This window comes from Candidatus Cyanaurora vandensis, from assembly GCF_013285555.1.
GTDB classification, from domain to species: Bacteria; Cyanobacteriota; Cyanobacteriia; order Gloeobacterales; family Anthocerotibacteraceae; genus Cyanaurora; species Cyanaurora vandensis.
In genome coordinates, this window is record NZ_JAAXLT010000134.1 from 1 (window position 1) to 11,247 (window position 11,247).

The window sequence follows — 11,247 nt, forward strand, 5'->3', positions numbered from 1 at the left end:
GTCACTTTGCGATGTTCGGATGAAGAATACGAACTGCTTTCTAAGCATTGCGAGAAGAAAGAGAGGAGTTTGAACGATGTGCTAAGGGAGCTTGTTAGACTCTCGAATCAAAGCCGTCGTGAACGACGGGGCTTGTATCCCAATTTCCCGGTCACTGGATTGACCATCCTGACACTCCTGGTCTACCGTATCCGCACTGCCCTTGGCCTCGCCGCCAAGCAGGTGCTCCCCAGCGACGAGGCTGCCCTCAAAATGTTGTACCTGGGGTTACCGCCGGTGGCTAGCTACTGGACGCGACCCAGCTAAGATAGTCAACTAGCGTTAAGCCGCTTCATGATTCTGTTTGAGCATCACTCCGCACACCTGTCTACCCAAAGAAATTGACAGTCCCACCAAAGTAGAACCTCAGCGTTCACCGGGGCGGGCGGGTAGGTAAACCGTGAAGGTCGCCCCTTCTCCTAACGCACTCTGGACCGTGACCCGGCCCCCGTGGGCTTCCACAATTTGACGGGTATGGTGTAGACCCAGGCCCGTCCCGCCCTTGAAGTGTTTACCTTGGGTGAAACGGTCAAACAAAGTCGCCAGATCCGCCGGTGCCACCCCCGGCCCATTGTCACTCACCGCGAACTGCATTCCGCCGTAGTAGGGCTTGGTCTCGACGACAATTTGACCGCCACGATCCGTAAACTTGAGGGCATTGCCTAGGAGATTCTCCAGCATCCGGCGCACTTCCAGACGGTCAGCCGTAATTATCCCCACGCCGGAGTGGAAGTTGAGTTGTAGATCAATTTCCTTGGCCTCCGCCAGTCCCCGCACTTGCCGATAGACCTCCTGGAATAACTCCTCCACATCAAAATCCACAAAGTGGAGAGTTTTGCGTCCGGCATCATAACGGTAGATTTCCAACAAGCTGTTAGTCATCGTCAGCAGGTGCTGGTTACTCTGGCGCAGGGTAACGAGAGCCTCATCCAAGTCCTCGGAAGTATCTCCCAAAGCCCCGTCTAAGATGAGTTGCAACATCCGGTCTGCTGCCACTAGGGGTGTCCTTAGGTCATGGGTCAACCGCGAAACAAAATCCTCGCGCTGACGAGCAATAAAGTCCCGTTCATCTAAAGTGTGCTTGAGTCTGAGCAGAGAACGCACCCGCGCCAAGAGGTCATCGTGGTCCAGGGGTTTGCGTATGAATTCGTCGGCCCCAGCGTCCAAGCCCTCGACTAAGTTGGTTTTATCGGAGGCCGTAATCAGGAGGACCGGGATGAAACCGAGTTCTTTTTGAGCCTTGAGGCGGCGGGTGGTTTCAATCCCGTTGAGTCCCGGCATCATCACATCCAGCATCACCAAAGCAGGAGGATAGGCTTGAATTTTTTGCAGAGCCTCTAACCCACTGGTTGCTGTATCAATCTCATAACCTTCTTGCAGCAAGATCGCCTCAATTAAGGCGATGTTATCGGGAAAATCATCCACCACTAAGATGCGGTCGGGTTGAGTCATCATGGTTTCACTGGGATAGGGGGAGCGGATAGGGGTAGGGGCCATTCCTCCCGACTTGTCTTCGGTTTGAAAACGTTGACCAATGGAGAGCAGCATGGCGAGCAAGAAGAAGTATACGCTCCATCATGAAGTAGTCTCCTCGCAACACCCTCTGCATTTTGATAGACCTATGTAACCAACCCAGAGCGCAAAGCCCGGACTGCGGCTTGGGCGCGGTCATCCACACAGAGCTTACTCAAGATATTCCGCACGTGGGTCTTGACTGTCCCGACCGTGACATAGAGCTTCTCGGCAATGGCTTGGTTACTACAACCTTGGACAATGAGCTCTAGGACTTCGAGTTCCCGTTTAGTGAGCGGATAGGCATCGAGTAAATCCGCAAACTCTGTCTCCTCAGCTTGAATGAGTACAGTCTCTTGACGGTCGCGGTCTGGGGCTTTCAGTTGTTTAAGAACTTTGGAGGCGATGGTCGGGTCTAACCAGGAAACGCCTTCACAGGTGACCTGGAGCGCGAGTAAGAGGTTCTCACGTCCGATATCCTTCATACAGTAGGAATCAGCCCCTGCCGCGAAAGCCGCCATCACCGTCTCTTCCATGTCCTGGAGGGTCAAGATAACCACTCTGGTCTCAGGATAGTGCGCCTTGATTTGTTTGGTCACTTCAATCCCGTCAATATCCGGTAGCCCAATATCCACTAGGGCAATATCCGGGCGATACTGCCCCACCATGGCGAGTCCTTGTTCTCCATTGGCAGCCTCACCCACCACATCAATCCCCTCTTTGCGGAGCGTCAGTTTCATGCCCGCTCGTGTTAAGTCATGATCCTCAATCAAAACAATACGCATGGGGTACCTCACTCGTCGTGCACACGGGACTGCTGGAGAGAATTTACTACATCTGATTACCCCTTGTCACTAACCATACTGCAAGCTCTAGGTTTTCAATTTAATTAGTTAAATAACATTTTCGAGAGCTACCTAGGCACAGCTACTCAGCTTGATCTCAACTGATTTTTTAAAGGCAGGAATCAAATATATTCAATTAATCTACCTCTCTCTTTAGGTGGATTTACTTTGTCGTACGTCTATGTATGTATGAATGGTTCGTTACGCTGGTCCAGCTTGCCGATCTCTCGGCTAGGGCCTATGACCACAGTCGTTTGCGTTCGCCTTGGTGTAACAGTTGATGGGTTTCACCCAAAAGTTGCGGGATATTGAGGCCGACGGGACAACGGGGTAGACAGTCGCCGCACTCGGTACAGTGATTAGCCTTGCGCCCTGGAAACCAATGCCCCCCGTTCTCAAACATGGCGTAGCGGTACTGTCCGAATTCCACCATGTCAAAGCCTAGGGCCAAGTTACGCAACCGGAGGACCTCGGGGATCTGGATATCCTCGGGGCAGGGTAAACAGGCATAGCACTGTTCACAGCTATTGGGCACGGTGAGATACTGCTGGTCAAGTCGGGCCAGGATTCCTTGTTCCTCAGTCGTGAGCGGACCATCCTGATCCGCCATGGCTAGGTTCATTGATACTTCCTGGGGGGTCGCTGCTCCTAGAGACAGGGTATGGATGCGGGGGTCACTTAACAAAAAACGGTAATTCCAGTCCATGGGGGTCTGGGGGTGGCAGAGTCCGACTAAGCGCGGGGGTGGGTTGAAGAGTTGACCGCCCTTATCCGTGGGCGAGATGATAAAAACGCCCATATCTAACTGTTGGGCTAAGGCGAGGGCGGGGGCATTGTGTTGGTTGAAGTAGTAGTAGTGGAGATTTACGGAGGCGAAGAGGCCCGTTTTCATGGTGGCGAGAATGACTTCTAAGGGTCCGTGGGTGGAGAATCCGACGTGGCGGATCAGTCCCTCGGCGCGGGCTTGGTCCACGGCTTGCATACAACCACGGGGGTCTTGGATTAGGGCGAGGTGGGCCGGGGTGTTGATGCCGTGGAGGTCGAAGTTATCTAGGTAATCTAGGCCCAAGCGGGTCAAGGACTCCTCAATACAGCGGCGCATGGCTCCGGCGGTGGGGGTGGGAGTGACTTTGGTGGTGATGTAGAGGCCCTTGCGTCCGATTTGTTTGAGGGCGGCCCCGAGGTATTTTTCGCTCTCGCCGTAGCCACGGGCGGTTTCTAGATGGTTGATGCCTTGGGCGACGGCCTGTTCTACGGTGGCAATGGCGTTCTCGACGGAACTGAGGTAGCGCATACAGCCCAGACTGAAAACCGACAAGTTGAGGTCAGTTTTACCGAAACGACGATAGCGCACGGTGGTTTCCTAGGGGTCTGCTCAATCCTACTTGAGGGGACGGTTTGAGCTTTGGTTACAGTGGGGGGTTTGTGCGTTGGAGTTAGTAGTTTGCACTGCCTGCAACAGCCTGCGCGGACAGGACAGTAACTAACGCGGAGTGGCCTCCTCGCTTATCCGCCTTGGGGGATAGGGGTTGCTGTAAAACTTTGGCCTATGGTGCGTGGGTACTTGGGGACTAGGCTGTGCCGACGATCAAAATTGGGAAGCAATTACTTACTTGTATTGAGGGTAGCAACCTGCGCCAAGTCCTACTCGACAACAAGATCCCGCTCTACAACGGTCCCACGCGAGTCCTCAACTGTCAGGGGCTCGGTACCTGCGGGACCTGTGCGGTTGAGGTCCAGGGTCCGCTGAGTGCGCCGAGTCTCCAGGAGAAGTTGCGTGGGCCGCTCCTGAAGGGCCGTCGCTTGGCTTGTCAGGCTCAAGTGCTGGGGGATATCCGGGTGGTTAAATACGGGGGACTGTGGGGGCTGGGTCAGGATGTCGTCGAAATTTAGTTGACGGGACGGCTGCCCAAAGAGAACGCATTGAGGTAAGTGGTACCCGCGAGTTCCCAGGTGTAGTCCTCGCCTGTGAGGGCGTTGCGCCAGAGTAGGTCGGCCTGACTCGTCCCCGCGAAGTTGCCCGCCCCGGTTAGTTGCCAAGCCAGGTCTGTCACTGGGTTTAAGCTCAGGCCCATGACCAAGGTCGTCCCGTTCATCTGCCAAACAGCGTTCTCACCACTGCTGTAATTACGCCAGAGCAGGTCAGTCTGTCCATCGTTGGTAAAATCTGCCGCCCCGGTCAGTTGCCAAGAGGGGTCTGTCACTGTGTCGAGGAGGATTCCCGTGACTAACTCAGTCCCATTCATCTGCCAGACGGCGTTCTCGCCACTGCTGTAGTTACGCCAGAGTAAATCGGGCTGACCGTCGCTGGTAAAATCCGCTGCCCCCACCAATTGCCAAGTCAAATCACTCACCCTCGTCAAGAAGGTCTCCGCGACAAAAGTGGTCCCATTCAACTGCCAGATGGAATTGCGTCCGGTTTTGTCGTTACGCCAGAGCAGGTCCGGTTGTGCGTCTCCGTTAAAGTCCGCCGCCCCCACTAACTGCCAGCGCGTATCCTTGCGTTCTTGGAGCGGTGCCGTAGCGACGTAATTGGTCCCGTTCATCAACCAGACCTCGTTGGCTCCGGTCGTGTAATTGCGCCAAAGTAAGTCGGTTTCCTCGTCCCCATTGAAGTCCGCCGCGCCCGCCAACTGCCAACCGGGGACCCGCACAGCGTAGGGCCGGATAGTGAGGGCGGCACTGCTCCCAGTCCCGAGGGGAGTGGTGACGGTGATGATCCCGGAACGGGCGGTGAAGGGGACGGTCAGGGTGATTTGGGTGTTGGAGTCTACGATGAAAGTGGCGGGTGCAGTCCCGACCTGCACGGCGGTAGTCCCGGTCAAGTTAACCCCCGTCAGCGTCACAGCTTCACCGATACTGCTGGTAGCGGGGCTGAAACTATTGATACTCGGTACGGGCCGGGTCTGGACTACGTAGGCTGAACCCTGGTTGGTATTACTCCCCAGGTCATCCCCTGAGGCCCCGGCGAGTACTTGGTCCCCGACGAGGGCGACGGCAGAGCCGAAGTAGTCATCTTTACTGCCGTCACTCGCCTGTAATTTCTGTTGCCCAAACCAAGTGCTATCCTGCCGGACAAACACATAGACCGCACCCTGGTCCCGCTTGCCCGCCTCCCCGTCTCCATAGGCACCCACCGCCAGGGTGTTGCCGCTGAGCCCGATGGACTCCCCAAAGTTATCGGAACCCACGCTGTCGGTGGCGGTAAGTTTTTGTTGCTCGGTCCAGACAGCTCCACTCCGGTCAAATAGATAGACCCCGCCCCTATAGTTGTCATCGCGGTAGGCTCCCACGGCTAGGGTCTCGCCACTGAGGGCGACAGCGGACCCGAAGTAATCCCCGGCGGTACCATCGCTCGCTGTTAATTTCTGCTGTTGGCTCCAGACGGTGCTATTTCTGACAAAGACGTAGACCGCCCCTTGGGAGATACTACCGTTGACATCCCCCTGGTAGGCTCCCACAGCTATGGTCTCGCCTTGGATAGCAACCGCTTGACCAAAGGAATCATTAGATAGGCTATCGGGGGCCGTCAAGACCTGTTGTTGACTCCAGATATTGCCGTTTCTGACAAATACGTAGGCTGACCCACGGTAGCCATCTTGACCAGAGGCCCCGATGACCAGCGTATTGCCACTCAGCCCCACCGCCGCTCCAAAGAGGTCCCCAGCAATTCCTGTCGCTAGGGTCAGCTTCTGTTGCTCGACCCAGGTAGTACCGCTTCTCACTAAGACATAGACTGAGCCCTTGAAGTCGTCATCTCCGTAAGCTCCTACCACGAGCGTGTCCCCATCCACGGCTAGGGCATAGCCAAAACGGTCAGCGAGGGTCCCGTCGCTTGCGGTCAGTTTTTGTTGCTCCGTCCAAGTCTCACCACTCTTGACATAGATGTAAACTGCACCTTGGCTATTGTTTTCACCGACCTTGCTCAGGTAACTGCCAACCACGGCGGTCTCGCCACTGAGGGCCACCGCTGTCCCGAGGAAGTCACTGGCACTCCCGTCAGAGGCGGTCAGTTTGGCTTCTGGGCTGGCCCAGGCGACTTGGCAGGATAGGAGGGCGAGGAGACCGGAGCGGATGAAGTGGTTCATGGTGCCGTCGTGAGGTTGAAGGGAGTGTACAGGTTTATCTGGGTACTGTCGGTAATGCGGATAACAGGCCCGCCCATACAATACCCCTATTTCCGGCTAAAAATCGCTGCTTACTGGGTGGGCCTTACTTGTCTGGTCGGACCTGTAGTGTAAAATCTCGCGTCGCTATTCTGAAGAGAGGTTAGGTCTAGGGTAGATTGGGTAGGCGTGGGGCTTTGGGTGATCAAGGTAAACTGGACCTATGGCGCAACCCTCGATCTGGCTCAAGTTATTACGTTATCTCAAGCCCCACGGCTCTGCCCTCGCCTTCGGCACTATCGCTCTTCTCGCCACCAACCTCCTCGGTGTCTACATCCCTTGGCGCATCAAGGAAACCGTGGACAGTCTCAATGGTGCGATCGAACCCCAGACCCTCTTAGTCAACTGTTTGATCCTCTTGGCCTTAAGTACCGTCATGATGGTCATCCGTATCGCCTCCCGACAGGCCATTTTCGGGGTGGGTCGGGAAGTAGAAGTTGCGCTGAAACAACAAATTTTTGCCCATCTGCTGACGATGGCCCCTTCCTATTTCAATACCAATCAAGCTGGAGACCTGATTAGCCGCTCGACCAATGACGTAGATAACGTGCGGCGGCTCCTGGGTTTCTCCATTTTGAGTATTGTCAATACGCTTTTCGCCTATGTCCTGACCCTACCCTTAATGTTCATTCTTGACTGGCAACTGGCCCTCGGTGCCATGGCGGTTTATCCCCTGATGTTGGGGGTCGTTCTGGTCTTCAGTAACCGACTGCGCGATGAACAACAGGCGGTCCAAGAAAAGTTGGGCGATGTGAGTAACCTCATCCAAGAGGATCTCAACGGCATCGCCCTCATCAAAGTCTATGCCCAGGAGGAAAATGAACGCCGCGCCTTTGATGAGCGCAACTTTGCCCTGCGGGATAACAACATCCGGCTGGCCCTCAGCCGTAACCTACTCTTCCCCCTGTTTGGTGGACTCGCTGCCGGGAGTTTGATTGTCCTATTGGCTCTCGGCGGTCCCCGGTTGGCGGCGGGGACGCTCTCGATTGGGGCTTTTACCGCGCTGACGGTCTATGTGGAACGGCTCGTTTTCCCGACCGCACTTTTGGGCTTTACGCTCACTTCCTTCCAGCGGGGACAGGTGAGCTTGGAGCGGATTGAAGCAATTCTGGCGACCCCGACCACCATTGCCGATGCCCCCAATGCCCAGTCCTTGACCATGGCTAAAGGCGAAGTACGGGCACAAAATGTGACTTTCACCTATCCAGGCCGCGCCGAACCAGCCCTTGCCGACCTCAGCTTCAATCTCAAACCCGGTGAGGTCGTCGCTGTCGTCGGACCCATCGGCTCCGGGAAAACCACCCTCGCCAATGCTTTGTGTCGGCTCCTAGAAGTCTCGCCCAACCAGCTTTTCCTAGATGACCAGGATATTACACAACTGAAACTGACGGATCTACGGTACCAAGTCGCCTACGTCCCTCAGGAGAGCTTCTTGTTTGGCGCAACGGTGGCGGAGAATATCGGCTATGGTCGCCCGGACCTACCCCTAGCGGAAGTGATCAGGGTCGCGAAACTGGCCCGGGTCCACGATGAGATTATGACCTTCCCCCAAACCTATGAAACCCTCGTCGGGGAACGGGGGATCACCCTCTCCGGGGGCCAACGTCAACGGGTCGCCCTCGCCCGTGCCCTCTTGATGGATGGCGCAGTCCTAATCCTGGATGATGCCCTAGCCAGTGTGGACAACGAGACCGCCGAGAACATCCTCAATAATCTGACCGCCCAAGGTAACAAAACGGTCCTTTTCGTTACCCACCGCCTCAGTGCTGCCGCTCGCGCTGACCGGGTTTTGGTCCTAGACCAGGGCCGCTTAGTCGAAGAGGGGACCCACGAGCAATTGAGTCGGCAGGGCGGCGTGTACGGCGCACTCTGGACTCGGTATCAACTGGAATCGGTTTTAACGTAAGTGTTTCTTTAGCTGAAAACACACCCAAAGGGGGTAGACTTACCCAAAAGTTGTGGTGTGTTCCGATGTTTGTCACGGCTAGCCTGAACGGAGAAATGCTGGGATCGGCTCTGATGTGGCTCTTTTTGAGCTTGTTGGTCTATAACTTCAAACAGTTGGTGGGGCTTTATCCTTATTTTTTCTTTCAACTCCAGATGTCATTTGAACATGCTCGCACGCCGATTCCGGGCGGGATTGAGTATCTCTTCTTGGGTTCTCTGGCCTGTCTTCAAGTGGCGCAAAACACGCTAACTACCGGCGGCAGTCTCTTAGTCGTGGTGGGGTTTGTCATGGGTTCTCTGGCGTGGTTGGGGGGGCCTACTCGGTCCAAGGGGAACAGCGGCTGACTTGGCTGGGCACCTACACCGTTGTCACCGCGTTGGTAGTTCTGTGTCAAGGCTTGGGCTTGTAAAACAGCCTAGTTCACTCATCTGGTACTTTAAACAAAGCGTGTCCCGGCGTAACAATGAAACGAGCTTTAGCCCTGATGGTGGTGCTACTGATGCAACCTTTGCTGGCGCAAACCCTGACCCCGGCGGAGAATTTAGTTACCGAGGGGATACCGGCGCTCCCCGTGAGCTTAGCCGAAGGGGTCAATCGCTACACGGAGTTCCGGGCGGCGGGCTTCTTGGGGTGGCATCCGGTCAAGCGCGAATTGCTCCTGAGTACCCGTTTTGGCGATACGGCCCAGGTCCACCAAGTCAAGTTCCCCGGCGGTGACCGTCGGCAGTTGACCTTCTTCCCCGACCGGATTCAGGCCGCCGCTTACCCGCCCCGCGCCGCCGAATTCTTTGTTTTTGATAAGGATACGGGCGGCAATGAATTCACCCAGTTCTATCGTTATGACCTCAAGGACGGGGCGATTACCCTGCTTACCGATGGCACCTCCCGCAATAGCAGTGCTACCTGGTCGCCGAAAACGAACCGCATCCTCTATACCTCCACCCGCCGCAATCGCAAGGACACTGACCTCTACTTGATGGACCCCCGAGACCCCAAAAGCGATAAACTCCTGGCCCAAGTCGAGGGCGGCGGTTGGTCGCCCTTGGATTGGTCCCCGGACGAGAGCCTAGTCATCGTTGGGGAATACGTCTCGATTAATGAGAGCTATCTCTGGTTATACGAAACCGCCACTGGAGACCGGACCCTGCTCACCCCCAAGGGCGCAATTGAGAAGGTGGCCTACGGGAATGTCGTCTTTGCCAAGGACGGCAAGGGCATCTACACCACCAGTGACCAGGGCAGTGAGTTTAACCAGTTGCGCTACATCTCCTTGGCGGGTCAAGCCCCGGTGGTCCTCTCGGGGAATATCCCCTGGGATGTGGAGAGCTTTGATCTGACCGAGGATGGCAAAACCCTGGCCTTTGTCACCAATGAGGACGGGGTGAGTGTCTTGCACCTGTTGGACACCGCCACCCGTAAACCCCTCCCGGCCCCCAAACTTCCCGTGGGCATCATCAGTGGGATTGAGTGGCACAACAACAGTCAAGACCTCGGCATGAGTATCGTCTCCGCCCGGGCCACCGCCGATGTCTATTCCTGGAACCGCACCACAGGCAAAGTAGACCGTTGGACCGAGAGCGAGACGGGCGGTCTCAACCCCGCGAGTTTTGTCGAACCCAAACTCGTCCGCTGGCCCAGCTTTGACAACAGAACGATTTCTGGTTTTCTCTACCGTCCCCCGGCCCGTTTCACCGGGAAACGTCCGGTCATCATCAATATTCACGGCGGACCCGAAGCGCAGTACCGACCGGGCTTCCTGGGGCGCAACAACTATCTCATCAATGAATTGGGGGCCGCGATGGTCTTCCCGAATGTGCGCGGCTCGGCGGGTTACGGCAAGACCTTCCTCAAGTTGGACAACGGCTTTTTGCGCGAGGATTCAGTTAAGGACATCGGCAGTCTCCTCGATTGGCTCAAGACCCAGCCGGACCTCGACCCCGAGCGGGTGATGGTCACGGGCGGCAGTTACGGCGGTTACATGACCCTGGCGGTCGCCACCAACTACGCCCCGCGCATCCGTTGCGCCCTAGATGTGGTCGGCATCTCCAACTTCGTCACTTTTCTCGAAAAGACCGAGGACTACCGCCGGGACCTGCGCCGGGTGGAATACGGCGATGAACGGGACCCCGCCATGCGCGAATTCCTGCTTAAGATCTCCCCGACCACCAACGCCCGTCAAGTCACCAAACCCCTCTTCGTCGTCCAGGGCAAAAACGATCCCCGCGTCCCCCTCAACGAGGCCGAACAGATGGTGGCAACGGTCAAGCAGAACGGCAGCCCCGTCTGGTACCTGATGGCAAAAGATGAGGGCCACGGTTTCGCCAAAAAGAAAAATGCCGATTTCCAGTTCTACGCTACCGTCGCCTTCATCCAGCAATATCTGCTCTAGGGCTAAGAAGGCCCCTCCGCCCCACTAGTGGGGGACTAAGGCAGAAGAGATTCCTTGAAAAGGGGGGAATAGAGTGTATTTGAGTCGCCCTACTCAACAAACTCTTCAAGTTCCCCTTTTTAAGGGGGATTTAGGGGGATCAGGGCAAGGTACGCTTAGCCCATGAGTCGCACCTACCACGACCAGTTCGCCAAACAGTACCTCGCCGGACTCCTGGATCCCTTTGGCGAAACCACCATTGGGCTGGAGGTGACCAGTGAAGTCCGTGCTATTGACCTCTTGTTTATTCCCCGTACCGTGCCCACCGCCCTCGGTCTCTTGGGTCGCCTCTGCGCTCAGCCTTGCTTA

9 protein-coding genes and 1 pseudogene are annotated in these 11,247 nt (G+C 56.1%); 6 read left to right on the forward strand and 4 right to left on the reverse strand.

The features are described from left to right. Positions 1 to 306 (forward strand): ribbon-helix-helix protein, CopG family (locus HFM78_RS09225; RefSeq protein ID WP_287129150.1); only part of this gene is annotated, 306 nt, incomplete at its 5' end. 99 nt (positions 307 to 405) lie between these two features. On the opposite strand, the gene HFM78_RS09230 is transcribed toward HFM78_RS09225, so the two are convergent. The 3 genes from HFM78_RS09230 to HFM78_RS09240 all read right to left on the reverse strand — a co-directional run bounded on the left by HFM78_RS09230 (position 406) and on the right by HFM78_RS09240 (position 3,750). Beyond that, complete coding sequence (locus HFM78_RS09230) at positions 406 to 1,587, reverse strand: hybrid sensor histidine kinase/response regulator (protein WP_287129151.1); 1,182 nt, start codon at positions 1,585 to 1,587, stop codon at positions 406 to 408. A gap of 71 nt (positions 1,588 to 1,658) precedes the next feature. Then, positions 1,659 to 2,336, reverse strand: a complete 678-nt coding sequence (locus HFM78_RS09235; protein WP_287129152.1) for a response regulator transcription factor — start codon at positions 2,334 to 2,336, stop codon at positions 1,659 to 1,661. 298 nt (positions 2,337 to 2,634) lie between these two features. Then, a complete protein-coding gene (locus HFM78_RS09240) occupies positions 2,635 to 3,750 on the reverse strand; it encodes an aldo/keto reductase (protein WP_287129153.1) in 1,116 nt (371 codons plus the stop codon). Positions 3,751 to 3,974: 224 nt separating this feature from the next. Between HFM78_RS09240 and HFM78_RS09245 the strand changes: the two genes are divergently transcribed. Then, complete coding sequence (locus HFM78_RS09245) at positions 3,975 to 4,289, forward strand: 2Fe-2S iron-sulfur cluster-binding protein (protein WP_287129154.1); 315 nt, start codon at positions 3,975 to 3,977, stop codon at positions 4,287 to 4,289. Here HFM78_RS09245 and HFM78_RS09250 read toward each other — a convergent pair. Beyond that, positions 4,286 to 6,484: an FG-GAP-like repeat-containing protein gene (locus HFM78_RS09250; protein WP_287129155.1), complete on the reverse strand. Its 2,199-nt coding sequence runs from the start codon at positions 6,482 to 6,484 to the stop codon at positions 4,286 to 4,288. The genes HFM78_RS09245 and HFM78_RS09250 overlap by 4 nt on opposite strands. A 241-nt stretch (positions 6,485 to 6,725) precedes the next feature. Between HFM78_RS09250 and HFM78_RS09255 the strand changes: the two genes are divergently transcribed. The 4 genes and pseudogenes from HFM78_RS09255 to HFM78_RS09270 all read left to right on the forward strand — a co-directional run. After that, entirely contained in the window at positions 6,726 to 8,468 is a 1,743-nt protein-coding gene (locus tag HFM78_RS09255; protein ID WP_287129156.1) for an ABC transporter ATP-binding protein, read from the forward strand. A gap of 65 nt (positions 8,469 to 8,533) precedes the next feature. Further along, positions 8,534 to 8,854, forward strand: coding sequence for a hypothetical protein (locus tag HFM78_RS09260; RefSeq protein ID WP_287129157.1), 321 nt, complete (start codon positions 8,534 to 8,536; stop codon positions 8,852 to 8,854). A 119-nt stretch (positions 8,855 to 8,973) separates the two neighbouring features. After that, the gene (locus HFM78_RS09265) at positions 8,974 to 10,899 is read left to right on the forward strand and encodes a S9 family peptidase (protein WP_287129158.1); all 1,926 of its coding nucleotides are present in this window, start codon (positions 8,974 to 8,976) and stop codon (positions 10,897 to 10,899) included. Positions 10,900 to 11,061: 162 nt separating this feature from the next. Further along, positions 11,062 to 11,247 (forward strand): annotated as a pseudogene (locus HFM78_RS09270) (hypothetical protein); the annotation flags it as partial.

What these genes read in the sequence shown, in the direction of transcription:
- HFM78_RS09230 (WP_287129151.1), bottom strand. Translation starts at nt 1,587, where the DNA reads ATGCTGCTCTCCATTGGTCAACGTTTTCAAACCGAAGACAAGTCGGGA.
- HFM78_RS09260 (WP_287129157.1), top strand. Translation starts at nt 8,534, where the DNA reads ATGTTTGTCACGGCTAGCCTGAACGGAGAAATGCTGGGATCGGCTCTG.
- HFM78_RS09255 (WP_287129156.1), top strand. Translation starts at nt 6,726, where the DNA reads ATGGCGCAACCCTCGATCTGGCTCAAGTTATTACGTTATCTCAAGCCC.
- HFM78_RS09235 (WP_287129152.1), bottom strand. Translation starts at nt 2,336, where the DNA reads ATGCGTATTGTTTTGATTGAGGATCATGACTTAACACGAGCGGGCATG.
- HFM78_RS09265 (WP_287129158.1), top strand. Translation starts at nt 8,974, where the DNA reads ATGAAACGAGCTTTAGCCCTGATGGTGGTGCTACTGATGCAACCTTTG.
- HFM78_RS09250 (WP_287129155.1), bottom strand. Translation starts at nt 6,484, where the DNA reads ATGAACCACTTCATCCGCTCCGGTCTCCTCGCCCTCCTATCCTGCCAA.